The following is a 26,077-nucleotide window of genomic DNA, read 5'->3' on the forward strand; positions in this document are numbered from 1 at the left end:
TCATACCCGTTCCCTTTCCGAACACGGAAGTCAAGCCCCTCATCGCCGATGGTACCTGGCCCACGGGCCCGGGAGAGTAGGTCGCCGCTGGATTCTCGAGGCCCCTCGCCTAACGGCGGGGGGCCTCTTCGTTTTATATGACCGCTCGCGCTATCGTAACGGTGCAAGTCCGACCGGCGCTCGCTCTCGCCGCCACGGCCTGTCAGTACAGGCCGCTTGCGGCTCACGGCCCCTTGCCGTAAACGGCGAGCGGGGCTTTTTTTTTATACCCGCGGGCCGCGGTTTTTATCTATATTGTCGGTGCCTGATTTTGGGAATCGTGGAGGTATTCTTGTGAAATTTCTTATTGCGTCGTTGTTCCTTTTGGCCCTGCTCGCAGCATGTGGCGATGAATCTAGTAGCTCCGCTCCCGATCCAATCGGTGAAATCTCGTCGAGTAGCAATGACGATAACGGTTCTTCGGGTAAAGATAAAGACGCATCTTCGTCTTCACAGAAAGATTCTAAAAAATCTAATTCCTCGGCTGCAGAAAAGAATTCTTCTAGTTCTGTAAGCGGTAAGAATAGCAGCTCGTCGGTGGTCGAGTCGAGTAGTAGCGAGGAAGAATTTCGAGTGTGTGATGATGGGGATACCCTTTCTAGCGATGAGGCTAGTGGTGTGTATTATTACATTTGCAAAGATGGATGGTGGGCTCTCGACCATGTTCTTAATAGGGACTCGCTTGATTCTCTTGCGGCTATCGAAAAAAATAAAGAACACCCGAATATGGATAGCTTGTTTGCGGGTTACAATGGAAAATATTTTGAATTCGAAGACCCGCGTGATGGTCGCAAGTATAAGTATTTAAAATTTGAAGGCCGTTCAGAAGATTTTGATGCGTTTACAACTTTTTATGTAATGGCCGAAAATTTGAATTATGGCAAGATGATTCCTAGCGGCACGACAAAATTTGACGATAGTGTGACCGAAAAACTATGCTACGTAGACGACGAATGGTTCTGTGACAACCACTTTGGTGGTCTATATACATGGGCCGAGGCTATGAATTTGCCCAAGGTCTGCGATTCTGTTGCTGTAGATAGTAATGACGCGTGCAAGGCCATAACGGAAAAACGAGAAAGCAATCCAGGTGAAGAGTATTTGAATATCATTTGGCAGGGAATTTGCCCCGATGGCTGGCATATTATGAACCAGAGGGAGTGGAGATACGCTCGTGGCGATATTCGTTCGAAAATTCTGTGGGAAAAGAATGCTGGACGAAATTCTGATGGCTTGGCTATTATTCCAACTGGGGATGGATATAGTGGCATTCATGAGTTTACGTATATGTGGCTTCCTATGCCAGAAGGAAAATATACGTATACGTCTAGTTTTACAAAAAGTTCATCTGAAACGTCTATTGTTAAATGGGGGAAGGATTCTTTTCAGTCTATTCGTTGTGTAATGGACGAAGATAATCCTTTGGCCAAAAACTAGTCAATTAACCAAAAATTTTAACAAAAAAATTAGGGCGTGAGGGGCAGCGGTAGGCTTCCCCTTTTTTTGTTTGGCCTGCTTCCGGGACCTTCTTTTTTACTTACAAATTAATACAGAGTGGAATATTCCAATCTGGAACTTTGACAAAATGTCCATTGCAATTTTGTATCGCATGGGTTTTTGTCTAGTGCATATTGTACTTTGATAAATGGTTGGCAAAGCAATAGGGTGCGCCCTTTGCAAAGCGAGGTGTGTTATGGAAAACAACGAAGTCAAAATCAAGAAACTCGGTCCCATTGTCGAAACTATTTGGGGCGTCGTTATTTTTGTATCAAGTCTTGTGCTGCTGTTTGTAGGCTGCTAGCTTAGTTTGATTTCCAGAGCGAGGGAATCGGGCTCTGGGCGTCGTAGATGTCTTCGGCGTCGCGCATGGGTTCTGACTTGCTCTTGAGCGGAAGCATGCGGTGTGCGTCCTGGTTTGCCGTCGGGTGATTCACGACGGCTTTCTTGTACCAGCGGAGTGCCAGATTGTAGATGTGTGCGCGTTCCAGGATGTTTCCGATTGCGACGTAGAGACCGGCGAATGCCGCATTGTCGCAGTCGCTGAACTTGGCGAAACGTTCGAATTCCTGTTCCCAGTATTCGATTTCTTCGTAGCAGGGCGGCACGGCCGATTCTGCCACGCTGATCTCTTCGACCATGGCTGTCGAAAGCTTGGGGTCGGACTTTACGATATTCTGGATGGCCTCTGCAAGGCCCTTGCGGCCCGTTGCGGTCGCAATCTTGATCCAGGGGGCATAATAGCGTGCCATGCCGTAGAGGGCGTTCATGCGCTCCAGGGAATCGTTTGCGCTTGCACAGCCTGCGGCCTTTGCCTTTTTGTACCATTCGGCGGCGTGTGCATAGTCGCCGGCATTTTCGCAGCTCTGGCCGAACTGGTTTGCAAGCGTGCCGTTCTGGGTTTCTTGCAGGGCGGCACTTTCGGCAGCAGTGGTGTCGCCGATTTCGAATTCGTTTGCCTTCTGGTACATTTCGTAGCAGGCTTCAAAGCTGTTGGCCTGTCTAAAGTACTGCGCAAGGGCGAGGGCGAGTTTCTTGGTAATAGGCGGGTTTTGCACCACGTATCCGGCCCATTCTTCGACTTCGCCTGCGGGCGGCACGGTGCCGGAATCGTTGCCTGCGTTCACGGCGTCGGCATGTCCCTTGGCCTGGTTCATTTTTTCGAGAGCCTTGAGGCCTGCCGGAGTAGAGGTATCCGGGGCGGGTGCGTTCACGATAATGTCAAGGAGTGCGCGTGCAATCGAAAAGTGTCCCTGGTTCTTGGCCATGACCAGGCGGCTGTAGTAGCTTGGGATGTTCGACGGTTCCAATTGCATTATACCCTCTTGTTTTGCATGATCCTTCTGGAAGGCATAATAGAAATTTTTGTTTATTCGCAAATGAACGAAAATCGAAAAATGTCATTTTTTGGACTTTACAGAATTCTATATTGAATCGATAATTGAGATAGAACGTAACGAGGAGTTTTTGTGAAGTTTATCCATACGGCGGACTTGCATATCGGCAAGAGCGTGTGCGAGCATTCGATGCTCGACGAGCAAAGGCATATTCTGGCCGAAATCCTGAATGCGGTAGAAACTGAAAAGCCCGATGCGCTCTTGGTGGCAGGCGATGTTTACGACAAGTCGGTGCCGAGCGCCGAGGCGGTTGCCGTGCTGGATGACTTTTTGGTGCAGGTTTCTAGAACGGGTACGAAGGTGTTCGTGCTGAGCGGGAACCACGATTCCGCAGAACGTATCGCCTTTGGCGGGCGGCTGATGGAGACTCGAGGTGTGTACATGTCGCAGGTGTATTCCGGTGCCTTTACGCCTGTCACGCTCAAGGATGAATTTGGCGAGGTGGATGTGTGGATGCTCCCATTCGTGCGTCCGGCCGCCGTGCGCGCATGCCTGTCTTATGACGAGGAACGCGACCAGGTGACCGATTACACGTCTGCCATGCGTATGGCGATTGCCCAGATGCATTTGACGCCGGGGCGTCGCAATGTCCTTTTGGCGCACCAGTTCGTGACCGGTGCCGAACGTAGCGATTCCGAAGAAAACGTGGGCGGCCTCGACAACGTGGATGCTTCGGTTTTCGAGGGTTTTGACTATGTGGCGCTCGGGCATATCCACAAACCGCAGAATGTGGCAAAGGATTCTGCCGGAGTCGCCCGTGTGCGTTACAGCGGAACGCCGCTCAAGTATTCCTTGTCGGAGGCAAACCACAAGAAGTCTTTGACGGTTATCGAGCTAGGCGTGAAGACGGAAATGGGGCTTGGTGAAAGCGCCCTTTCTGAAATTGCAGTTCGTGAAATTCCCTTGATGCCCAAGCACGATGTGCGCGAAATCCGCGGAACTTTTGCGGAACTCGTGTCGCCGGGTTTCCAGCGCAGGCAACTGGCCGACGGGCTCAAGCTGGACGATTACGTTTACGTGAAGCTCACGGATGAAAACGACGTGCCTGACGCCGCCTTGAAGCTGCGCGGCATTTACCCGAACCTGATGATGCTCGATTACGACAACGAGCGTACCCGCAATCAAAAGATTACGGTCGGCGAAGGCAAGGTGGAACAGAAAACTCCGATGGAGCTTTTCTCGGAATTCTTTACAGACATGACCAAGCGCGAAATGAACGAAGAAGAATGCGAATTCGTGCGCGATATGATCGATGGTATCTGGGAGGCTAAATGAGACCGACTAAACTGATTATTTCGGCTTTTGGCCCTTACGCAGAACGCACGCTTATCGATATGGACAAGCTCGGTGCGAGCGGGCTTTACCTGATTTCGGGCGATACCGGTGCCGGAAAGACGACAATCTTCGATGCGATTACGTATGCCCTGTTTGGGCGGGCGAGCGGCGACAGCCGCGACGATTCCAAGCTGTTCCGCTGCCTGAACGCAAAGCCCGAAACGAAGACCGAAGTGGATTTGACATTCGTGTATGCGGGAAAGGAATACCGCATTGTGCGCAATCCCGAATACATGCGCCCGAAATCCCGCGGCGAAGGTTTTACGAAAGAAGCGGCTTCTGTCACGTTCTATTATCCTGAATCTAGTGGCAAGCAGGGGCCCGCGAGCCGTTCTGTGAGTAAAGAAAAGGATGTTGCCGCCGCAGTGCAAGAAATCATCGGGATTGATCGCGACCAGTTTACCAAAATCGCGATGATTGCCCAGGGCGATTTCATGAAGGTGCTGCTTTCGTCGACTGATGAACGCAAAAAGATTTTCCGCAAGATTTTCAAGACGGACAAGTTTAACGCCCTGCAAGATGAACTCAAGAAGCGGGCAAACGAAATGGATCGGCAGTGCAGCGACAGCGAATCGACTGCATGCACGATGATTGCACAAATCCAGTGCGGCGAAAATTCGGCCCAGGCAGACGCCTTGGAGCAGGAAAAAAATTTGGCGGCCCAGAGGCAGATTGCGGACTGGCAGGGTGTTTGCGATATGACGCAGGCTATTCTTGACGAAGACAATCTGTCGCTCAAAAAAGTCCAGGCCGAACTTGAAGAAAGCGCCAAAAAGCTTGCCGACATGGACAAGGAACTTGGCCGCGCACAGAATGTTCAAAAGACGCGCGATGCGCTCAAGAAGGCAAGTGACGAACTGGAAAGGATTCTGCCTTCGCTTGCTCCGCTGAAAGAAGCGAAGCTTGCTGCCGAAAGCAAGCAACCCGAACGTGACAGCTTGCAAGAAAGCATTACGACGCTCAGGAATTCGCTTCCGGAATACGACAAGCTGGAATTGTTCCGCGGCGAAGCGCTGAAAAAGGAAGGTGCCGTCAAAGAGACGGAATTAAGACTGCAGAAGAATCGTCAATCAGTCGAAGATATCAAAGCGGTCATTGTCAATTTCGACAAGGAGTTGTCGGAACTTGGCGATGTGGGCGCAAGGAAGCAGGAATTGGTTGCCCAGCTCGATAAGCTTTCGGGTAGGCAAGATGACTTGGTGAAGGTGGGCAAAAACGTCAAGGAATTGTCTACGCTGAACGATGCGTTCGAGAGAGCGAAAAAAGCGTACCTTGCTGCCGATGCTGACTACCAGAAAATCAGTGACGATTACGAGGCGAAAAACCGGGCCTTCTTGAACGAGCAGGCCGGAATCATAGCAGAGACTTTGGTGGATGACAAACCCTGCCCTGTGTGCGGTTCTACGCATCACCCGCATAAGGCCTGCAAGTCACTGGAGGCTCCGAGCCAGGCGGAATTGGAACGACTCAAGAAGGCCGTTTCGACGGCTGAAGCGGATCGCAACGAAAAGAGTGCGGCAGCTTCGCAGGCAAAGGGAAAGTTCGAGGAAAAACGGTCGGCGGTGCAGTCGCTGGTACAGGAACTTTTTGGAGAATGTACTCTGGAAGAAGCCCGCGAGCGTGGCAATACGGAGTATGCCGAGAATCGCGACAAGATGGCTGCGCTGACATTAGCGGTTGCCAAGGAAGAAGAGCGTGAAAAGCGGAAGACTTTCCTGGAAAAGAATATTCCCGAAAAGCGTGCGGAATTGGAAAAGTTACAATCGGCTGTAACGGATCAGGAAAAAGAAATCTCGGGCTTGAAGGCCGAACTGGTTTCGTGCAGGAATGCCATCGAGGAATTGTTGAAGAAACTCGCCTTCGAAAGCAAGGCCGCGGCCGAGAAGCAGATTCGCGAAACGCAGATTGCGCTCGACAGCTCCAGGCGCGAACTGGAAAAAGCGACGGCCGACTATACTGAATGCGAATCGCGCGTGAATGAATTGAATGCGGGCAAGAATGCGCTTGCCAAGCAACTGGAAGGCGCTCCGGAGTATGACCTTGCTGCATTGCAGGCGGGCCGCAATCAGGCCGCCGAGGCGCACAATGCGCTTGCGCATTCGCAGAACGAAGTTTCTGCCCGTCTTGCGGGTAACAAGAGCGCGCTCGAACAAATCGGCAAGACGGTCGGTGCGCTCGGCGAGCAGCTCCGCAAGCGCGCCTGGATCAGGAATCTGTCCGATACCGCAAACGGCGGACTTTCGGGCTCAAGCAAGGTGATGCTTGAAACCTACGTGCAGGCATCTTACTTTGACCGCATCGTGAGTCGGGCAAATATCCGTTTTCGCCTTCTTTCGAACGGTCAGTACGAACTAGTTCGCCGCAAGGATGCTTCCAATAACAGGAGCCAAAGCGGGCTTGACTTGAACGTGCTTGACCATTCGAGCGGCAAGGAGCGTGAAGTGAAAACGCTTAGCGGCGGCGAAAGCTTTTTGGCATCGCTTTCGCTTGCCTTGGGCCTTGCCGACGAGGTGCAGAGTTCTGCCGGCGGAATCCAGCTCGACACGATGTTTGTGGACGAAGGTTTCGGCTCTCTTGATGATGAAAGCTTGAAACTCGCTATCAATACGCTACAAAGCCTTGCCGGCGAAAATCGCCTGGTCGGAATCATTAGCCATGTGAATGAGCTCGAACACAAGATTGATAAAATCGTCCGCGTCAAGAAAGACGAAAATAAAATCAGTCGCGTGACGATTGAAGTGTAATTTGAATTCCGGATTATCAAAAAAGTGGCTCGCTTTTCGCGAACCACTTTTAATTTGTTTACAACCCGTTCAATCCTTAGTCGGCAAGGCGGAGCGGCATCAGCAAGAAGCTGAAGCCCATGTCGTCACCAACCGGTTCGATGATGCAGGCGCCAATCGGGGTGTTCATCTTGAGCACCACTTCTTCGCTCTTGCACATGCCGAGGATTTCGTAGAAGTAACGGCCGTCAAAGCCGATGCTGAAGCTGCCTTCGCCATTATGGGTCACGGCCAAAGCTTCGCGGGTTTCGCCACCGACATCCGGGTCGGTAGCGGAAAGTTCCATGTTGTTGCCGTCCATCTGGAAACGGATCTGGTGCGTACGCGGGTTGGCCATCGGCAAGATACAGTGGACCTTATCCAACAGTTCGGTTGCGTTAGCCTGAACGGTGCGTTCGAAATTCTGCGGAATCACGGCGCGGTAGTTCGGATACGGGCCTTCGATAAGCTTGGAGATAATCTGCGTTGCGCCGATGCGGAACAGCACGTGGGTTTCGGTGGTGCAGATTTCGACGGAGTCTTCGTTCTTGGCGAGGCGGAGCACGAGCTGTAGGACCTTCGGGAGAACGATTACGCCGGATTCGAGGTTTGCGCCTTCCTGTTCGATGCTTGCGCGGCCCATGCGGTGACCGTCGGTAGCGACCATGGAGATCTTGCCGTCCTTGGCTTCCATGAACACGCCGTTCAGGTTCTGGCGGGTGTTATCGGTAGAGACGGCAAATGCGGTCTTTTCGACCAGGAATGCAAGTTCGCTGGCGGCAAGCGTAAGGGTGTTGCCTTCGACTTCGGGGAACGGAGGGAAGTCGCTGGCATCGAAACTCGTAATGGAGGCCTGGCCCTTTTCGCTCCACTTGATGCGGGTCAAGTGATCCTGCACGTCGATGCTCACGTTTTCGCAGCTAGGCACGAGGGCCTTCACGAGGTCGGAGAACTTGCGAGCGTTGATCAAGGCTTCGCCGTCACGTTCGCCTTCGACTTCTAGCTTAATCCTCACACCGAGGTTCAAGTCGGTAGCGCAAATTTCGAGAGTGTTGCCTTCGAGACGCAGCGAGTAGTCGTTGAGGATCTGCAGGGTGGACTTATTGGGGATGGCGCTGATAGCAATCTGGAGCGCTTCCTGCAATACGGATTTCTTGATATTGAACTTCATTTATGCGCCTCTTTGGATAAGCATGGTTCCGACGAAGAAGATAACGGCAAGAGCGCCAAGGACTGCAATAATCTTCGGGTCCAGGGCATTGGCCTTTTTGGGTGTAAATTGCTTCGCATTTTGCTTTGCGCGTCTACGATCGCTACGACTCATAGATATTCTCCATTTTTTATACGCGTAAAAAACTAATTTTTTTACGGACAAAAGGAATTAAGCATGGCTGAAAAAACGCTAAATAAGTTAAAAAATACGGCATTGAATTATGCGTCCACCGCCCTTTTAAGGGTGGAACTGGCTGCCGAGGAATCTAAGCTCAAAAAACACTTCCAGGCTCTTGGACAAAAGCTCCACGGAGCCGTTCGCGATGACCTTTTGAATACCATCAAGGACGATCCGTCGGTCGTCGAAATCCTGGGCGCGATTGAAGAAGAAAAGCGCGTCATTGAATCCTTGCGCAACCGAATCGATAATACAGGGTCTGAACGTGAAGAAGCTTGAGGTCCATGTATTCCCGACCAAGACCACGTCGGGTAAAAGTTACGAGTTCTCGCTGATTGGAGCCATTGTTGCCGTAGTGGGCGTGGTGGCCGCCATCTTGGGATTTATTCTCTTTTCGCCGGGGCAGATTTTAGACAACATAACAAGCGGGAATATCACCAACGTATATAAGCAAAACGCGGCCATTAAAAAGGAACTCAAGGAAATCCGCGCCTCGGTCGACGAATCTATTTTGAAAGCCGAGGAAACCCGCGTGCTCCGCGACAGCGCCTTGATGGTGGGCGGCCTTGGCTTTGTGCTCGAAAGTGTCACCGCGATGGATGATTCGATTTTGCAAAAGCGCAAGAGCGTGAACGAAGTGGAAATGACATTCAAGAAATTCCTGGCGGCCCTGGAAAGCGATTCCGCGGCGGCCGAAAAGATTCCCGTGCTGCACCCGATGCGCAACAACCATGCCGTCAAGAAGCGTTTCGAGATCGTTTACGACCCCTTTACCGACAGCGAACTGCCGCACAGGGGCATTGACTACGTGGCAGCCGAAGGCGATACCGTATTTGCGACCGGTGCAGGCTCCGTGAGCGAAGTCCGCAAGCATCGCGGATTCGGCCTTGCTGTAAAAATTGACCATGGCCACGACGTGCGCACCTTTTACGCCCACTTGGGTCAGGCCCTGGTAAAGCAGGGCGAACACGTTCATCGTGGGCAGCCCATCGCCTTGATTGGCGAAAGCGGCACGCAGTCAAGCATTGGCCTGCATTACGAAGTCCGCATCGATGGTGTTTCCATCAATCCGGAAAGTTTCTACTTAACGAGATAGCGTCAGTTGGCGAAACGGTTTAAACCGTTTTCGTGGTAGAATTCCACGTCCGAAAGCACTTGGTCGACCCAGCTCTTGGTAAGGGGCGACTTGCTCCAGTTTTCGGGCTTGGAATTGATTTCGGGATCCGGGTAGAACGTAGCCACGGCGTTTTCTTGGCTCACGCCCACCTGAAACATTTTGCCCAAGCGTTCCGCCCCGATAAAGATCTGTTCGATTCCTTCGCCTTCCTTGAGCGAAAGAATGCCCCTGGAATCCTTGCGACCGCGGTAGCTAAAGTTGAAATTCGAGACATGCTGTATCAGCGACATCAATAGGGCCGGATCCAGGTGGTGGATTTGCGCGGCCTCCATCACGGGAAGCGCCGTGAGCTGTTCGGTATCCCAAGGTTCGCCGTCGTAGGTCACGACGAGCGTGTGGCTTGAACCTTCGCTCACGATTTGCGTCTTATAGCGCTTACCCAACTTTTTCTGCAAAAGCCTGTTCAGGCGAATACCCCTGTTCTTGAATTGCCTGTAGCCACTCATGGTGAAATAGAGCGTGTCGTCCAGGCGAGTTACAATAGGGGTAGTGGGCTTTTCTACAATCTCGTTGTAGGCGCCAACTATTAGCGGGAGCACGTAGGCAAGTTCCGGTTCCGGGTGCTGCATATTGCAATCGTTATCGACCTTGAGTGCCCCCACCGAATCCAGTTTCATGACAGCGACAGCCGCATAATCTTCGAACAGGCTCCTTTCACTGATCCGCGTTTCGACGGATTCAGGAATCATAAGATACGTGACGACAATAGCGGCCACTAGCGCTATACTTGCAATAATGGTACGCCAGACCCTGGGGGCTTTGAAAATCAATTTAAGCCAACTGCGTACCCTGGGACTTCTCCCAAGGTAAACAGCCAGAAAGGCGAAAATGATTGTCCACAGGATAACGAATATCACGCCTTACATTATAGCAAAGCGCGCAAATTCTATCTTTGGGGTATGCTGGATCCCTTGAAGAATATCGTGGTCATTGGTGACCGAATCTTGATTAAGCCCCTCGAAGCATCGAACAAGACCGGGAGCGGACTCTATCTGCCCCCGAGCGTTCGCGAACACGACGCCGTGCATACGGGTATAGTGGTCAAGGTAGGGCCGGGGTATCCGCTGCCTGTGACGCAGGACAGCGATGCCGTATTCCGCGGGGAATCTCCCGACGAAGTCAAGTACTTGCCGCTGCAGGTAAAAGAAGGCGACGAGGCCCTGTACCTGCATGCCAACGGTCATGAGATTGAAGTGGCGGGCGAGCGCTATGTCATTATTTCGCAGAACGCCGTGCTCATGGTCATGCGTCAAGACGTCCCCGACGACGTCTCCGGAATAGAAAATCTTTAAACATCATAATTAATGTAATAGAGCCAAACGGTCTTTGTGAGTAACAAAGACCCTGTTATTAAACAGGGGCGGTTACGAGAGCGAGGCGATATCACATTTTATTTTATGAGGCAGAGCCGAACGGTCTTTATAGTTTCCACTTGTCTTTGGCAGCTTCGAGCTCGGCGGACACCTTTTCCCAATCTTCGTAGAGTTGGTCGACTTTCTTCTTGTTGTCGTCCATGTCCTTTGCGATTGCGGTGATGGCGGCTCCATCGCCGGTTTCGGAGGCGGTCACGAGCTTGGCTTCGAGTTCGCCGCCCAAGGCTTCGGCTTTTGCGATGTCTTCTTCGAGTTTGGCAAGCTTCTTTTCGAGCGGCTTGATAATCTTGCTGCGTTCGGCGATGTAGTCGGCGCGGGCCTTGCGGTCTTCCTTGGCGCGCGGGGCACTGGTGGGTGCATCCGTCTTCACGTCGATGTTTGAAACCTTGATGTTTGCGGATTCAGAACCGCCCGGCTTCTTTTCGCTCGCCCAGCCCACCTTTTCCAAGAAGTCGGCGTAGGTGCCTTCGAACACGCGGCACTTGCCGCCGTCGAATACGACGAGCCTTGTGGCGAATGCGTGCAGCAGTTCTTCGTCATGGGTCACCACCATCGCGGTCCCTTCGTAATCTTCGAGGGCGTCGATCAGGCTTTCGATGGATTCCATGTCCAAGTGGTTCGTCGGTTCGTCAAGCAGCAACATATTGCAGGGAGTTGCCAGAATCTTTCCGAGGAGCACGCGGCTACGTTCGCCACCGCTCAAGACTTTCACCTTCTTTAACGCGGCATCGCCGCTGAACATCATGAGGCCTGCAAGTCCGCGGGCGCGGCTCTTCTGCGAAACTTCGACGATGGCCGAGGCGATTTCTTCTTCGACGGTGTTGTCCAGATTCAGGCGGTTGATGTTCGTCTGTCCGAAATAGTTAATCTGCACGTTCGGATTCGGAGCGATTTCGCCCGCGACAGGTTTGAGCTCGTTTGCAATCAGGTTCAGGAGCGTCGTTTTACCGCGTCCGTTCGGGCCAATAATTGCGATGCGGTCGCCCTTGAAGACTTCCATGGTGAGGTCGGTAATGAGCTCCGGGCCGTTTGGATAGGCAAAAGTCAGACCCTTGATCTGCAGCATGCGCTTGCCGGGGAACCCTGCCTCGGTAAAGCTGAAATCCAGGTTGCGTTCGTGAGTGAGGCGCTCGCCGGTAGCAAGCTTTGCCGCAGCCTTAATCTTGGACTGCACCATGGCGGCTTTTGCGGCCTTGTAGCGGAAACGTTCGATGACCTGTTCGAGCTGCGCCTTCTTTTTCGCCTCGTTTTCCTGCGTGCGCTGGGCGACTTCTTCTTCTTCGGCGATGGTTTCGCGGAGCTTTTCTACCGTGCCCTTCACCTTGCGCATCTTGTGGCGGTGAATGCCCACCGTGTGCGTGCAGACTTCGTCCATAAAATGGTGGTCGTGCGTAATCAAGAGCACTTCGCCCTTCCAGCTGCGCAAGAATCGGCTGAGCCAACGCATCGACACGATGTCCAGGTAGTTGGTCGGTTCGTCGAGCAACAGCATATCGGGTTCGCTTGCCAAGACCTTCGCCAGGTTCAGGCGAATCTGGAAACCGCCCGAAAGGAGCGAGGGGCTCTTGTGCATGGATTCTTCGTCGAAACCCAGACCGAACAGAATCGCTTCGACCTTGTGTTCCTCGATCCAGCCGTCTTCATTGGGCTTTAACACGCTGCAGGCTTCTTCGTGAACCGTGGCGTGCGTAAAGTTCAGGTGTTGCTGCAGGTAACCCAGCGTGTATTTCTTGGGAATGTCGATGGAGCCTCCATCGATGCATTCCTGGCCGAGAATCATCTTGAAAAGGGTCGACTTACCGCAGCCGTTGCGGCCCACGAGGCCCACGCGTTCATGGTCGCCTACAAGCATGCTGGCGCCGTCAAGCAGCACCTGCTCGCCAAAAGACTTCGAAATGTTCTGAATCTGAATCACGGGGATAAAAGATAGAAATATAGTAGGAAGTAGACAGTAGGCAGTAGGGAGTAGAACGAAGGTTGCTCATGGTTAAGAGGGAGGGCGCTTGCCAAATTCCTTTCAGAATTATATTTTCAGATAAAGAGCGGGTTTTCCGCAAAAAGGAGTTTGATGATGACCAAGAAATTCTATTCGATTGCAGTGCCATGCGCGTTTGCCATGGCATTCGGCCTTTCCGCCTGTTCCGACGATTCTTCCTCGGGTGCAGACGCCAATATCGATACCGGCGACGAAATCAATATCCCCGTTTCGGACAAAGTGTCGAGTGCCACGGACAAGAGTGTTTCCAGTTCCTCGAAAATCGACACGCTTAGGGTAGAAGCGTATGATTCCGAGGAATCCGGCTCTTCTGCAGACGCCGAGTCGAGCTCTTCTTCCGAGACTTCTGCAAAGGAAGACGCTGGCTTTATTAACGAGGGCTGGCGCGAAGACTGCCTTGCCAAAATCAACGAGTACCGCGCTACCGAAAACTTGAAGCCGCTCACGCTCGCGGCACAAGAAAAGCAGACTTGCGCCGACAAGCAGTCCGCCGATGATCTTGCCTCGAACAAGGCTCATGGCCATTTTGGCGATTGCGGCGAATTCGCACAGAACAGCGGGCCGAATTTCAACGCTAGCTGGCAGAAAAACGCCACTGCCGTTGCCGAATACTACCTCAAGATGATGTGGGAAGAAGAAAAGGCGCTTGTTACGAGTGGCGAACGCGATCCGAACAAGAGCGAGGATTACCCCTATATTGGCCACTACCTGAATATGAAAAACACAAGCTACACCAAGGTCGCTTGCGGAATCACCCTTTCTGAAGATGGCAAAACAGGCTGGTTTAACGTAGACTTCTTCTAGTCTTTCCTTTTGCCGTTCCTGAGCCTATTTTTATTGACGTAATCCAGTCCCTTGCTCCTTTCGGCGGCAAGGGCCATTTTTTGTTTCTTGAGGAAGTCGATATAGAGGTTCGCGCCCTCGTTAAGGTCTACCCCTGCTGCATCGAGCATATTGAAGAATAGCATGATCGAGGGGATCCTGTCGCCTTTTCCGAGCCGTCTTATGTATTCTCTGGAAACATCGCAGAAAAAGGCTATGTTTTTCTGGGTAGTCTTCGTCCTCAAAAACGCAATAAGCTCTTTTATGGCATTTTTGTGGACGTTTTCATCGAACATGCTGCAATTGTAAAAACGGAACCACGAAAAACGTGCCAACGATAGTTGGCATTATCAAATAAAAAAAAGCTTTATATGAAAAATTTATGTTTGCCCGTGGGCGCAATAAATTATATTGCCTCATTGTATGAGATTGTGTAGTATCGTCCTTTTTTCAGTTTTGGCCCTTTTTGCAAAGGATATTACGTGGGAAACCGATAAATTCCTCGGTGAACCCTTCAAAATGCATGAATTTGAGGCGGAGAACTTTCATGCAACGCTTGTCGGTTACCCATTCGATTCGGTAAAAGATTCTGTTTCTTCACGTGTTCCAAAAGCTGCTGTTCTTTACATACACGGGTTTAACGATTATTTTTTCCAACAGGAACTCGCCCAACAGGTAGATTCCGCGGGCTATTCTTTTTTTGCAATCGATTTGCACAAGTACGGCCGTTCGTATCGCTCTGGCGAGACGATTGGGGAACTTCGCGACATTTCGGAATACTATGCCGAAATCGACTCCGCAATCTCCATGATTCGCGAAGCCGAGGGCGATTCTGTTCCGTTTGTGTTAATGGGGCATAGCACCGGCGGGCTTATCGCATGTCTGTATGCCGCGGACAGGCGAAATGGCGAGGGAATCGCTGCCGTTGTCCTGAATAGTCCGTTTCTCGAAATGAACTACGTTTGGCCTGTGCGTCGTTTAGCCGTTCCCGTGCTTTCCGCATTGGGGGGCGTGTTTCCGGATATCGGTATTCCGCGTAGTGAAAACCTGAACTACGACAAGAGTCTGCACAAGTCCGAGGGCGGAGAATGGGATTACGACCACAATCTTAAAGTCCCGGGTAGCCTGCCAATCGATTTGGGCTGGCTCCATGCGATCCACCAGGGGCATGTCCGTATCCAACAGGGTTTACACCTCATGCCTCCAGTTTTGGTGATGCATAGCGGTTGCAGTTACCGCGACGACGACTGGAGCGAGGAATATACCTACTGCGACGGCGTGCTGGATGTGAAACATATCCATGAATACGGGGCGAACCTTGGCCCGAATGTGAAGCTCGAACAAATTGAGGGCGGCCTTCATGACCTTATTCTTTCGCATAAACCAGTCCGTGACACCGTTTATCAAAAGATGTTTGATTTCTTGGATAAGAACGTGAAATAAAAGACGCCAGGCTTATTCAGCCTGTCTGCCTTTTACATCCACTTTATGACGTAGCTTGCGCAGTTTCGGCTGCGCCGCGTTTTTATTGCCCTTGGCGATGCCTGTTGACCCGCCCAAGTCAGTCACTTCGATTTCTTCGCTTACTAGCCAGGAATCGTTGTCGTTTTCGACCTTGACGAGGGCCTTGTACTTGCCTTTTTCGCTGAGCGAAAGCTGTTCCTTGTTGGCGCCTTCGATCATCTTGCCGTCCCTGTACCAGCGGATACCATAATGCGTGCCATTTACCTGCAATGCCGACGTATTCTGGGTTAAAGTCGGCTTTGCCATGGCAATATACTTGTTCACGATTTTGGCGAGTTCCTGGGCGCCTTTGGTGTTAGGATGGACGCTATCGGCAAGGAACCAGTCCGGTGTCTTGAAAAGCGTATGCAAGTCGATGATATTTACGCCTTTTTCTATCGCGGTTTCCTTGATGAGCGGATTGATATACTTGACAATCGAGGTATCCATGATGCCCCATTCCACGTTGTTGGAATAAGGCTGCAGCGTGGCATAGATTTCGGGACTTGTGGGCAGGTGGGCAAAGGTGTCGAGCAGGTCCTCGTAAGAGGGCTTCAACATGTCCACCGTGACATTGTAGTAGGTAAAGTAGAATAGCTTGCTGTCATTGGTGCCAAGCTCGATCACCACGATATCGGCGGGGAAGGCTAGCGCTTCCTTGATTTTTCCCTGTACCCAGTAAGATTCACCACTCTCCTTGTAGAACATCTTTCCCGATGTCCCGAAGTTTGCGACGGAATCGCCCGGCTGCATCAGGTCTTGCAAGTGGTCGGGGTATTTCTTTACGCCCCAGTCAATGCCGTAGCCCTCGGTAATGCTGTTGCCGACGCAGGCAACATTGGCGGCAATCGTGCCAGATGCAGCCAAGGATACAGCCAAAGATATGACTTTTAATTTTCCAAACATCCGAAAACACTCCTTTATGCTTTAAATATAAAAAAGCCCGTCGGCAAAAGCCAACGGGTGTTTCTCTCAGCTTAAGAAAAAATTAGTACTTGCTCTTAAGAACTTCGGGGCATTCCACTTCAGTGTAGTTGTGGGTCGGATTGCCTGCTGCTTCCATAAAGTTAGCAAGGAAGAGGCAGCCCTCCTTGGCCTGCGTGTCGCTGCCGAAAGAGGAGTTGCACTTTTTAATAAGGCATTCCTTGCGCTTGTTGGTGACATCGCCTGCAGTACCGGCTTCTTTTTCGCAATCGGTCAAAAGTCCGCCGTATTGGGCGCCCTGAGATCCCCAGTTGTAGCCGGAGGTACCATTGTAAAGGCCAACGCCGCCGCCCGGAATCATCACGTCGAACTGGCCCTGGTTCACATCGGCACCGATGTTTGTGACCATGATGATGAGCTTCTTGCCTTCGAGTTTCTTATGGTTGCCCTTGGTTTCGTACTTGCCCTTGCCGGTAAAGGTAAGCTGGAAGCACTTGCCGCACTGGCCACCGTTAGATGCAGGAACTGCTGCAAAGGCGAAACCGATGTTGTCGCAACCGTCAATCGTGAACGGAATCTGGCTTGTGCAGGTAGCGGCGCCACCACCGCTACAGACACTCTGTTCGTCGTAATTCGTGCTAGCCGTTTTGCCGTCTCTGCTGCACTGCTTTGCAGGGCCTGCGCTACCTGCATTGTTCTTCCAGGAACAGCTCGGTTTGCAACCGTCCCAATAGCGGCTTGCAAAGCCGGAACCGCTTGCGCCACCCTTAGTCTTGATGGTCGGGCAACCCGTTGTGACAACCTGTTTACTGCTGGAGGAAACCGGCTGGACGCTAGAGGAGGATTTTGCCTGCTGGCTAGAAGAGGATTTGGCCTGCTGGGAGCTGGAAGATTTCTGCTGTTGCTGGCTGCTGGAAGACTTGGAGGTGCTTCCGCTGCCGGCCTTGGTCACGGTAATCTTGAATTCGTAATCCTTGCCTTCGACCTTGAAGAATTCGCTCACTTCGCCGACTTCAAAGTATTCGGGCACGGTGATTGCCTTGATGGTGTAGGTGCCGTTGCTGTAGCTGGTTTCGAGGAAGTAGGCGTTCCAGGAGAGGCGAGTCGGTTCGTTGGAAAGACCGCTGAACTTGATTTCGCTCGTAGATGCCTTCTGGGCGACCGTCTGGGTCAGGCTACCGGTAATCGTGACCTTGCCGTCGGTAATGGGGGTCTGGGTGGCCGAAGAAGTCGCAACCTGCTTTTCTTCAGAAGATGAGCTCTTGTCGTTGTTTGCGGCCGTTTCGCTACTGGTCGGAGTGGTTCCAGTGCTGCTCGAAGAAACCGTCGGAGTCACGTCTGCAGACGAGGCCGGGGTTTCGATGGCTGCGGAAGAAGACGGCGGCAAGGCCATGGAGGCTGTTGCGCGGGTAACGACAGTGAGGTTATCCAGGGCGATGTTGTTCAAGATGATGGTAGAACCGTCGGCGGCAATCATGTTGCCGGTTGTATAGTTTTCATCGGTAAATACGAATGTCGCGACCGGATTTCCCTTGAGGTCCGTCACGATACCTGCGGGGTAGATGAGGTAGGGCTGGTCGGCGTTGATGAGCCAACAGGGATCGTCTGCCGGCATGGCACTTGGATCGTTTTCCGAAGGTTGATTAGCGTTGGGATCGAGGTTGCTGATGACGTCAGTAGCATCATCGGTGCAGTTCACGAATGCCAGAACGGATCCCAGGATCAGAGCGGACTTCAGGAATTGGTATTTCATAAGTGTCCTCAAATAAAACTAATGAGACTTTCATTTGAAAGTCCTTCCAATTCCATCCGACGCAAAAGATAGTTTAATTGTCAAGAAAATTCACGTAAAAAATTGAAAGTCAATCAATTATGCGATTTGGCTCACAAAAAAATAAGGCCCCGGCGCTTGCCGGGACCAAAAGTTTCAGCGTTTTGGCACCTATGGGATTAGTATTTCGCCTTGAGTGCCTGCGGGCATTCCACTTCCTTGTAGGTGTGGTTCGGGTTGCCTGCTGCTTCCATCCAGGTTGCCAAGAAGAGGCAGCCTTCCTTGGCTTCGGTGTCGTTTGCGAAGGCGCTGTTGCACTTCTTGGTAAGGCATTCCTTGCGTTTGGAGTATACGTCGCCGTCGTAGCCGGATTCGTTTTCGCAGTCGCTGAGGAAACCCCCGTATGTCGTGGTGTTGCTCGGGATATTCCAGCCCATCTGGGCGCATCCGTTAAAGGCTCCGAATCCGCCACCCGGAATCATCACGTCAAACTGACCGCCGGCTACATCGTAGCCGATGTTCGATGCCATCACCACAAGTGTCTTGCCCTTGAGTTTCTTGTGATTTTCCTTGGTTTCGTACTTGCCTTCGCCCGTAAAGGTGAGGGCGAAGCACTTGCCGCAGGTGTTGTCGTTACCGGGAGTTGCCGCGAATGCGTAGGCCAGCTTTTCGCTCACGATAATAGGAATCTGGCTGGTGCAGGTGGCACCCTGTCCGCCTTCTTGACAGATATTTTTGGTGCTGTTGTTGTCTATGACAGTCTTTCCCCCATTGGCGCTGCAAGTCCTAGCCGTGCCGCCGTGTGCGGGTTGTGCGCAGTGGGGCATGCAGCAGTCCCAGTAGCGGGTTGCCCATCCTGGTTGTCCTCCTACACCTGCGTTGAGGTACTTGGCTTCTTCTGCAGAGGCGTTGGTATTGGTGTTCTGCGAACTGCTGGACTTTACGCTGCTCGAAGACGGGGTGACGGAGCTAGAAGATTTTACGACAGAGCTGCTTGACTTGGGCTGCTGCTGAGAAGAGGATGACTGCACGCTGTTGGAGGACTTGGACGTACTGCTGGAGCTTTTTGCCGTAGCGGCGCCGTCAACGGTCAAGACGAAGGAGAACTTCTGGCCGCCGATAGTGATTTCTTCGGTTGCCTTGGCCTGGTCCCAGTAATCGGGGACAGAACCTTCCAGCGTGTAGGTCTTGGCGTTCTTGTCGTAGTTTGCTTGCAAGAAATGCAGTGTCCAGCTTCTTTGCGGTTCTGATTCCACGCCGCTGAAGGTGACCTTGCTGATAGATCCGCCCTTGGCGACAGTCTGGGTCAAGTTTCCGGTTACGGTGATATTGCCTACGGTCTGCTGTGTATTCGAGTTGCTGCTCTGGCTTTGCTTTTGGCTAGACGAGGAGTTTGCGGAATTGTTCACGCTCGAAGAAATGCCCGGCTGCACATCGGCGGAAGATGTCGGCTGCACGTTAGCCGAAGACGTTCCCGGCAGATCCGTTGCAGAAGAGAGCCCCGGCAGTACGCTTGCGGAAGAGAGCGGGTCGGGGGTAGTTGTTGCATTTGCCGAAGAGGTCTGGGTGCTTGTTGTCGCCGAAGATGCGGGAATACTGGTGTTACTTGCCTTGACTTGTTCAAGCGTGGTGATTTCCAGCAAGCTTACGTCAATGTTGTCGACGATAGGAGTGCCGTCCGGGGCGGTGATGCTTCCGGTGTGGCCGTCTTCGTTGAACGTGATTGTTCCGACGACGCTGCCGTTAGCGTCGGTTACGATGCCTGCAGGATAAATCAGGAGGTCTTGTCCGATATCGAGAAGCCAAGCCACGTCATTGGGCTGGACCTGTTCGGTTCCATTATCGGCATTCAAATTGTTGTTGATTGCGTCGGTTGCTTCTTCGGAGCAATTGACAAAAGCCAAAACTGCGCTCAAGGCCAGTGCGGACTTAAGGAATCGGTTTTTCATAAACATCCTCAAACGTGTTGAAAATAAGACTTCCGTATCGAAAGTCGCTCCAATTCCATCCGACCTATAAAATAGCTTATTCAGTCCCAAAAGACACGTAAAAAAAAATAAGTCAAAAGGGGAGTTGATCTGCTGAAAAAAGCCCCGGCGGCTTGCCGGGGCTAAATGTTTCAGAATTTCACGCTAGTGGATTAGTACTTTTTCTTGAGAACTTCGGGGCATTCCACTTCCACGTAATTGTGTTCGGGGTTGCCTGCTGCGTTCATCCAAGTGGCAAGGAAGAGGCAGCCCTTCTTGGCTTCTTCGTCGTTTGCAAAGGACTTGTTGCACTTTTCGGTCAGGCAACTTGCCATTTTGCCTGCGTTGTAGTTGTGTTCCTTTTCGCAGTCGGAGAGGAGGCCGCCGTATTGCTCGCCCTGCGCGCCCCAGCCCATATTGGCGCAGCCGTTGAACATACCGACGCCGCCACCGGGGATCATGATGTCGAACTGACCCTGTTGTACATCACCACCAATGTTTGTTGTCATGATGATGAGTTTCTTGTTCTGGTTCTTGAGTTTCCTGGTGTTGCCGTTCGTGGAACTATAGTGGCCTTCGCCAGTGAAGGTCAACTGGAAGCACTTACCGCAGTCGCCACCGTTAGAGGCCGGCACTGCCGCGAATGCAAAGCCGTATTCCTCGCAGCCGTCCACCGTAAACGGAATCTGGCTTGTGCAAGCTGCGCCACCGCCGCCGGAGCAGACGCTGCCGCTACCGTTACCGATAGGGTTCTTGCCTCTGGAATCGCACACCTTGGCTTGGCCGCCATGTTCGGGCCATGAGCAGTGGGGCATACAGCAGTCCCAGTAACGGGTGGCCCAACCGCTACCGCTTGCGCCGCCACTTTTGACCTTGATAGCCGGGCATCCGCCGCTTCCGCCGTTAGAAGAGCTGCTCTTTGCAGAGGAACTGCTGGACTTGGCGGAACTCGAAGAGGACTTTGCGGCAGAGCTCGAAGATTTCGTTTTCGAAGAACTGGACGTAGAATTCGTTTTCGAGGAGCTGGAGTTGCCCGGGTTCTCGACAGAGCTAGAAGAGGTGAGGACAGGGCCCGGACCCGGGTTGTCGTTGCTCGAAGAACTTTCGACTGGCACCGGAACCGGGTTCGTGTTGGGCTGGTAAATGTTGAGGTCATTCAAGTCGACGTTGCCGACGAGGACGTTTCCTTCCAGGTCGACGATATCGCCGACAGTCGTGGGGACGCCATCGGAACCAGTCTTGAAAATCATCGAGCCGATTGCTGCTCCAGAAGCGTCCGTGACGATAACGACGCCATGCTGGTTCATGGGGTGAATCACGTAGTTCTTGTCGGCGTGCAAAACCCACGCGGCTTCGGTAATGATTGTCGGTGACAAGATTTCCAGTTCGGCGAAATTGACGTTTTGCGCAATAATGGTCCTCTGGCTGTCCAGGGCCACAATCAGGCCGGTTGCAATATCGGCAAGCGCGATCGTGTCGCCGGCTTCGTTAGTCACAAAGCCGTAGGCGTCGATAATGTAGTTGGTGTCGCCATCTCTATACAAAAAAGAGGGCTGGCTGACAATGATGGGGCGACTGCTGTTACTGTTGTTGTCGGCATTGATTACGGCGTCGTCGCCGCAATTGCAAATCAAGGCGACCGCTGCTGCAGACAGCAATAGCGTAAAAAGTTTCTTCTTCATAAAGTTCCTCATGCTCCCATAAACACTCAAGGCACAAGATAGATAAAAAAATCAAAAAACGATGTAAAATTATATAGTACAATATATTAGTGTTCCTCGGCCGTTCCGAAACGTGAGGAGAAGTTTACAGGGACGTCTGCAATGTAAATTCTTGTTAAGTAAAAATCTTTTTACAAAAAAGTTGTTGATAAATCGAGGGTCTGTCTAGCTTAAGGGTGACGCTGTGTTTAAATTGTTGATAAGTTGGAGTTTATGTAGGATTAAAATATTGAACCTTTGAAATTGGGCTAAAAACGCCATTTTCTGTAAAAAGGGGTTTGAGGCTTGCGTTGACTTCCAGAAGGCCGAAAACGGCTCGATAATGGTCAAAATCCGCGTTTTTGGGCGAAAAACAAAAAAATATGCTTGAAAAATTCCTTGAATTTGCTAAATTTGTTCGGCAAAATTCGCAAAGTACCGCTTCCTATGCTTTGCGAAATAACAGGAATATGCGTTTAACCCGCGCCGTTCCTAGGATTCGAAGCGATAAACCTTCTGCTGAAGAAGAGGAAAAAATGGCAAAAGAACATTTTGACAGAAGCAAGCCGCACTGCAACATCGGCACCATCGGCCACGTTGACCACGGCAAGACCACTCTGACCGCCGCAATCTGCACGACCCTCGCTGCACGCGGCCTCGCCGCCGCCAAGCGTTTCGACGAAATCGACAACGCTCCCGAAGAAAAGGCCCGCGGTATCACGATCAACACCTCCCACGTGGAATACACCACTGCAAACCGTCACTACGCTCACGTCGACTGCCCGGGGCACGCCGACTACGTCAAGAACATGGTGACCGGTGCTGCCCAGATGGACGGCGCCATCCTCGTCGTGGCTGCTACTGACGGCCCGATGCCGCAGACCCGTGAACACATCCTCCTCGCCCACCAGGTTGGCGTGCCGAAGATCGTCGTGTTCATGAACAAGGTTGACATGGTGGACGACGAAGAACTCCTCGACCTCGTCGAAATGGAAGTCCGCGACCTTCTGTCCAAGTACGGATTTGACGGCGACAATACCCCGATCATCCGCGGTTCCGCCCTCAAGGCCCTCGAAGGCGACCCCGCCTACCAGGACAAGATCATGGAACTTATGGACGCCTGCGACAGCTACATCCCGCTGCCGGCCCGCGAAACCGAAAAGCCGTTCCTGATGCCGATCGAAGACGTGTTCACCATCACCGGTCGTGGCACTGTCGCCACCGGTCGTATCGAACGCGGCGTCGTTCACCTGAACGACAAGGTCGAACGCGTCGGTCTCGGCGAAACTGCCGAATACGTGGTCACCGGCGTGGAAATGTTCCGCAAGCTCCTCGACGACGCCCAGGCAGGCGACAACGTCGGTCTGCTCCTCCGCGGCGCAGAAAAGAAGGACGTCAGCCGCGGCCAGGTGCTCGCAGCCCCGAAGTCCGTCACTCCGCACGCCGAATTCAAGGCTGAAATCTACGTTCTTACTAAGGACGAAGGCGGCCGTCACACTCCGTTCATGAACGGCTACCGTCCTCAGTTCTACTTCCGCACCACCGACGTGACTGGCACGATCCAGCTTCCGGAAGGTGTCGAAATGGTGACTCCGGGTGACACCGTGACCATCCACGTGAACCTGATCGCCCCGGTGGCAATGGAAAAGCAGCTCCGCTTCGCAATCCGCGAAGGTGGCCGTACCGTTGGCGCTGGCTCCGTAACCGAAATCATCAAGTAAGGAATTATCATGGCTGGTGAACGCATTCGTATTCGCTTGAAGAGCTTCGACCATCGTATGATCGACCGCTCCGCTCAAGACATCGTGAATACAGCTAAGAACACTGGGGCACGCATTGCCGGCCCCATCCCTCTTCCGACGAAGATCCAGAAGTATACGGTGCTCCGCTCTCCGCATATTAACAAGACTTCTCGTGAACAGTTCGAATCCCGTACGCACAAGCGTCTTATCGACATCCTTGATGCTACGCCGCAGACTGTAGATTCCCTCATGAAACTTGACTTGCCGGCAGGCGTTGAAGTCGAAATTAAGGTTTAATAACAATGAACGGTATTCTCGCAAAGAAATTGGGAATGACCCAAGTGTTCACGGAACAGGGCGAACGCGTTCCTGTAACGGTTCTCGAAGCCGGTCCGTGCGTGGTCGTTTGCCATAAGACAGAAGAGAAGGACGGCTACACTGCTGTCCAGATCGGCTTTGGTCTCAAGAAAGAACAGCGTGCCAACAAGGCAGAAATCGGCCACTTCAAGAAGGCTGATGTCGCTGTTCGTGAACACCTCGCTGAATTCGATGTCGCTGATCTCGAAGCCTGGCCGGTTGGCAAGGAATTCGGTGCAGCTGACTTCGCCGATGTGAAGATGGTGAATGTCTCTGGCCTCTCCAAGGGTCACGGCTTCTCCGGTACCATCAAGCGCCATAACTTCCACAGCGGTCCTCGTTCTCACGGTACGCACAACATGCGCGAACCGGGTGGTACGTCCGCTCACTCTTATCCGGGCCGCGTTTTCCCGGGCAAGCGTATGGCCGGTCAGTTCGGTAACAAGAAAGTGACCGTGAAGCACCTCCAGGTCGTCAAGGTTGACGGCGACCGCAACCTGATCTTTGTCCGCGGCGCAGTTCCCGGTGCAAAGAACAGCATCATCGTGGTGAGGAAAGACTAATGGCTACAGCAAAGCTTTTCGCCGCTACTGGCGATTTCAAGAATGATATTCAGCTCCCGGCCATGTTCGATCAGGAAGTCAACAAGGTCTGCATGTACTTGCATATCAAGGCTATCCTGAACAACAACCGTCAGGGCACTGCCCAGACCAAGAACAAGTCCGCCGTTAGCGGTGGTGGTCAGAAGCCCTGGAAGCAGAAGGGCACGGGCCGCGCTCGTTCCGGTCAGAACACCTCTGCTGTGTGGGTTCGTGGTGCCAAGGCTCATGGTCCGAAGTCCCATGACTACTTTGAAAAGGTGAACAAGAAGGTCAAGAAGATCGCTTTCCGCTCTGCTCTCGCTGCTAAGGCTGCCGAAGGCAAGGTGCAGGTGTTCGAAGCTCTCGCTTTCAACGCCCCGAAGACTAAGGATCTCCTCGCCGTCCTCAACAAGGCCGGTCTCGAACAGCGCAACGCTCTCTTCCTCGTGAGCGAAGCTGACAAGAACCTTTACCTCTCTTCTAACAACATTCCTTGGTGCCGTTGCGCACGCGTTGCCGATGTCAACACTTACGACATCGTTCGCGCCAACAACGTCGTCATCTCCCAGGCAGCTCTCGCCGAACTGGAAGGAGGCCGCTAATGAGTGAACTTCACGAAATTCTCGTTGCACCGCACATTACCGAAGCTACCGCCCGTCTGATGGCTGCTGTGCGTAATGACGTGCACAAGTATGTATTCAAGGTTGCCAAGACCGCAACGAAGACCGAGATCAAGGACGCTATCGAAAAGCGTTTCGGTGTCAAGGTCGATTCCGTCAATACCCTTATCAACCGCGGCAAGATGAAGCGCGTTCGTATGGGCATGGTCGCCGGCAAGAAGTCCAACTGGAAGAAGGCCTACATCACGCTTAAGGCCGGGCAAAAGATTGCCGAGTTCGAAGGAGTATAATCATGGGTCTGAAGTCTTATCGCCCGCTTACCCCGACGCTGCGCTACAAGCAGATTGGTGACCGCAAGGAAATCACTGCGGAAAAGCCGTACAAGCCGCTCACCGAAGGCATCAAGCGTAGCTCCGGCCGTAACAACGCCGGTGAAATCACCTCCCGCCGTCGCGGTGGTGGTCACAAGAAACTGTATCGTATCATCGATTTCAAGCGTCAGTTCGCTGGCATCCCCTGCACTGTCGAAACGATCGAATACGATCCGAACCGTTCCGCTCGTATCGCTCTGGTCAAGTACCTGAACGGCAAGCGCTGCTACATCATCGCTCCGGCTGACGTCAAGGTTGGTGATGTGCTGAATTCTGGCGAAGGTGCCGAATTCCGCGTCGGTAACGCTATTCCGCTCCGCGATATTCCGCTGAACACCATTATCCACAACATCGAAATGAAACCGGGCAAGGGCGCTCAGATCGCTCGTTCCGCTGGTGCAGGTGCAGAACTCGTCGCTAAAGACGGCAAGCTCTGCCAGGTCAAGCTCCCGAGTGGCGAAGTTCGCTACATTCCGGAAGATTGCCTCGCCGTCGTGGGTCAGGTTTCCAATATCGATCACATGAATGAATCCTCGGGTTCTGCAGGCCGCTCTCGCTGGCTCGGCATTCGCCCGTCCGTCCGTGGTGTCGTTATGAACCCGGTCGATCACCCCCTTGGTGGTGGTGAAGGTCGTACCTCTGGTGGTCGTCATCCGTGCTCTCCTTGGGGTAAGAACTCTAAGGGTGCCAAAACTCGTAACAATAAGCGTACCGATAGGTTTATCGTACGTCGTCGTCAGAAGAGGGCCTAAT

The 26,077-nt window shown here is 52.5% G+C and carries 24 protein-coding genes and 1 rRNA gene; 15 read left to right on the forward strand and 10 right to left on the reverse strand.

Annotation, left to right across the window (positions count from 1 at the left end; translation table 11 throughout):
- Both rrf and BUC02_RS11780 read left to right on the forward strand, forming a co-directional pair.
- Positions 1–93 (forward strand): 5S ribosomal RNA (gene rrf / locus BUC02_RS11775); the annotation flags it as partial.
- Positions 94–333: 240 nt separating this feature from the next.
- A complete protein-coding gene (locus BUC02_RS11780) occupies positions 334–1,476 on the forward strand; it encodes an FISUMP domain-containing protein (RefSeq protein WP_139261141.1) in 1,143 nt (380 codons plus the stop codon).
- Between the two features lie 365 nt (positions 1,477–1,841).
- On the opposite strand, the gene BUC02_RS11785 is transcribed toward BUC02_RS11780, so the two are convergent.
- Positions 1,842–2,852 (reverse strand): hypothetical protein, encoded by a 1,011-nt coding sequence (locus BUC02_RS11785; protein ID WP_073322825.1) that lies wholly within the window; start codon positions 2,850–2,852, stop codon positions 1,842–1,844.
- 153 nt (positions 2,853–3,005) lie between these two features.
- Between BUC02_RS11785 and BUC02_RS11790 the strand changes: the two genes are divergently transcribed.
- Both BUC02_RS11790 and BUC02_RS11795 read left to right on the forward strand, forming a co-directional pair.
- Positions 3,006–4,208, forward strand: a complete 1,203-nt coding sequence (locus BUC02_RS11790) for an exonuclease SbcCD subunit D (protein ID WP_073322827.1) — start codon at positions 3,006–3,008, stop codon at positions 4,206–4,208.
- The gene (locus BUC02_RS11795; protein WP_073322829.1) at positions 4,205–7,012 is read left to right on the forward strand and encodes an AAA family ATPase; all 2,808 of its coding nucleotides are present in this window, start codon (positions 4,205–4,207) and stop codon (positions 7,010–7,012) included. Before BUC02_RS11790 ends, BUC02_RS11795 begins: the two co-directional genes overlap by 4 nt.
- Positions 7,013–7,088: 76 nt before the next feature.
- Here BUC02_RS11795 and dnaN read toward each other — a convergent pair whose 3' ends face one another.
- Complete coding sequence (gene dnaN, locus BUC02_RS11800) at positions 7,089–8,201, reverse strand: DNA polymerase III subunit beta (RefSeq protein WP_073322831.1); 1,113 nt, start codon at positions 8,199–8,201, stop codon at positions 7,089–7,091.
- Positions 8,202–8,354 (reverse strand): hypothetical protein, encoded by a 153-nt coding sequence (locus BUC02_RS16295; RefSeq protein WP_163414572.1) that lies wholly within the window; start codon positions 8,352–8,354, stop codon positions 8,202–8,204.
- 63 nt (positions 8,355–8,417) lie between these two features.
- Here BUC02_RS16295 and BUC02_RS11805 point away from each other — a divergent pair, with 63 nt between their 5' ends.
- Positions 8,418–8,699 (forward strand): hypothetical protein, encoded by a 282-nt coding sequence (locus BUC02_RS11805; RefSeq protein ID WP_073322833.1) that lies wholly within the window; start codon positions 8,418–8,420, stop codon positions 8,697–8,699.
- Positions 8,686–9,516 carry a M23 family metallopeptidase gene (locus BUC02_RS11810; protein ID WP_073322835.1) on the forward strand — a complete coding sequence of 277 codons (831 nt, stop codon included), beginning with the start codon at positions 8,686–8,688 and terminating at the stop codon, positions 9,514–9,516. Before BUC02_RS11805 ends, BUC02_RS11810 begins: the two co-directional genes overlap by 14 nt.
- Before the next feature lie 2 nt (positions 9,517–9,518).
- Here the strand turns inward: BUC02_RS11810 and BUC02_RS11815 are convergent, their stop codons facing one another.
- The gene (locus BUC02_RS11815) at positions 9,519–10,286 is read right to left on the reverse strand and encodes a lysozyme family protein (protein WP_139261142.1); all 768 of its coding nucleotides are present in this window, start codon (positions 10,284–10,286) and stop codon (positions 9,519–9,521) included.
- A 210-nt stretch (positions 10,287–10,496) separates the two neighbouring features.
- On the opposite strand from BUC02_RS11815, the gene BUC02_RS11820 reads away from it, so the two are divergent.
- Entirely contained in the window at positions 10,497–10,889 is a 393-nt protein-coding gene (locus tag BUC02_RS11820; protein WP_073058309.1) for a co-chaperone GroES, read from the forward strand.
- 127 nt (positions 10,890–11,016) lie between these two features.
- Here the strand turns inward: BUC02_RS11820 and BUC02_RS11825 are convergent, their stop codons facing one another.
- Positions 11,017–12,885 carry an ABC-F family ATP-binding cassette domain-containing protein gene (locus tag BUC02_RS11825; RefSeq protein WP_073322839.1) on the reverse strand — a complete coding sequence of 623 codons (1,869 nt, stop codon included), beginning with the start codon at positions 12,883–12,885 and terminating at the stop codon, positions 11,017–11,019.
- 153 nt (positions 12,886–13,038) lie between these two features.
- Between BUC02_RS11825 and BUC02_RS11830 the strand changes: the two genes are divergently transcribed.
- The gene (locus BUC02_RS11830) at positions 13,039–13,770 is read left to right on the forward strand and encodes a CAP domain-containing protein (RefSeq protein ID WP_073322841.1); all 732 of its coding nucleotides are present in this window, start codon (positions 13,039–13,041) and stop codon (positions 13,768–13,770) included.
- Here the strand turns inward: BUC02_RS11830 and BUC02_RS11835 are convergent.
- On the reverse strand, positions 13,767–14,084 hold the full coding sequence (locus BUC02_RS11835) for an XRE family transcriptional regulator (RefSeq protein WP_073322843.1): 318 nt from the start codon (positions 14,082–14,084) through the stop codon (positions 13,767–13,769). The genes BUC02_RS11830 and BUC02_RS11835 overlap by 4 nt on opposite strands.
- Positions 14,085–14,244: 160 nt before the next feature.
- On the opposite strand from BUC02_RS11835, the gene BUC02_RS11840 reads away from it, so the two are divergent.
- The gene (locus BUC02_RS11840) at positions 14,245–15,231 is read left to right on the forward strand and encodes an alpha/beta hydrolase (protein ID WP_073322845.1); all 987 of its coding nucleotides are present in this window, start codon (positions 14,245–14,247) and stop codon (positions 15,229–15,231) included.
- A gap of 12 nt (positions 15,232–15,243) precedes the next feature.
- On the opposite strand, the gene BUC02_RS11845 is transcribed toward BUC02_RS11840, so the two are convergent.
- The 4 genes from BUC02_RS11845 to BUC02_RS11860 all read right to left on the reverse strand — a co-directional run bounded on the left by BUC02_RS11845 (position 15,244) and on the right by BUC02_RS11860 (position 21,635).
- Complete coding sequence (locus tag BUC02_RS11845) at positions 15,244–16,197, reverse strand: GDSL-type esterase/lipase family protein (RefSeq protein WP_083564583.1); 954 nt, start codon at positions 16,195–16,197, stop codon at positions 15,244–15,246.
- 82 nt (positions 16,198–16,279) lie between these two features.
- Positions 16,280–17,968, reverse strand: coding sequence for a hypothetical protein (locus BUC02_RS11850; RefSeq protein WP_073322849.1), 1,689 nt, complete (start codon positions 17,966–17,968; stop codon positions 16,280–16,282).
- Positions 17,969–18,165: 197 nt separating this feature from the next.
- Entirely contained in the window at positions 18,166–19,935 is a 1,770-nt protein-coding gene (locus BUC02_RS11855) for a hypothetical protein (protein WP_073323006.1), read from the reverse strand.
- Between the two features lie 191 nt (positions 19,936–20,126).
- The gene (locus BUC02_RS11860) at positions 20,127–21,635 is read right to left on the reverse strand and encodes a hypothetical protein (protein ID WP_073322851.1); all 1,509 of its coding nucleotides are present in this window, start codon (positions 21,633–21,635) and stop codon (positions 20,127–20,129) included.
- Positions 21,636–22,189: 554 nt separating this feature from the next.
- Between BUC02_RS11860 and tuf the strand changes: the two genes are divergently transcribed.
- From tuf to rplB, 6 genes are read left to right on the forward strand one after another with little or no spacing between them, the layout of a single operon-like run.
- Positions 22,190–23,374 (forward strand): elongation factor Tu, encoded by a 1,185-nt coding sequence (gene tuf / locus BUC02_RS11865; protein WP_073058390.1) that lies wholly within the window; start codon positions 22,190–22,192, stop codon positions 23,372–23,374.
- Between the two features lie 9 nt (positions 23,375–23,383).
- Positions 23,384–23,692 (forward strand): 30S ribosomal protein S10, encoded by a 309-nt coding sequence (gene rpsJ, locus BUC02_RS11870; RefSeq protein ID WP_073057019.1) that lies wholly within the window; start codon positions 23,384–23,386, stop codon positions 23,690–23,692.
- 5 nt (positions 23,693–23,697) lie between these two features.
- Positions 23,698–24,315 (forward strand): 50S ribosomal protein L3, encoded by a 618-nt coding sequence (rplC, locus tag BUC02_RS11875; protein WP_072980618.1) that lies wholly within the window; start codon positions 23,698–23,700, stop codon positions 24,313–24,315.
- Complete coding sequence (gene rplD / locus BUC02_RS11880) at positions 24,315–24,935, forward strand: 50S ribosomal protein L4 (RefSeq protein WP_073057022.1); 621 nt, start codon at positions 24,315–24,317, stop codon at positions 24,933–24,935. Before rplC ends, rplD begins: the two co-directional genes overlap by 1 nt.
- Positions 24,935–25,243, forward strand: a complete 309-nt coding sequence (rplW, locus tag BUC02_RS11885) for a 50S ribosomal protein L23 (RefSeq protein WP_073322853.1) — start codon at positions 24,935–24,937, stop codon at positions 25,241–25,243. Before rplD ends, rplW begins: the two co-directional genes overlap by 1 nt.
- Before the next feature lie 2 nt (positions 25,244–25,245).
- Positions 25,246–26,076 (forward strand): 50S ribosomal protein L2, encoded by an 831-nt coding sequence (gene rplB, locus BUC02_RS11890; protein WP_073322855.1) that lies wholly within the window; start codon positions 25,246–25,248, stop codon positions 26,074–26,076.
- Position 26,077 lies beyond the last annotated feature (1 nt).

Source organism: Fibrobacter sp. UWOV1 (assembly GCF_900142495.1).
Taxonomy (GTDB): Bacteria; Fibrobacterota; Fibrobacteria; order Fibrobacterales; family Fibrobacteraceae; genus Fibrobacter.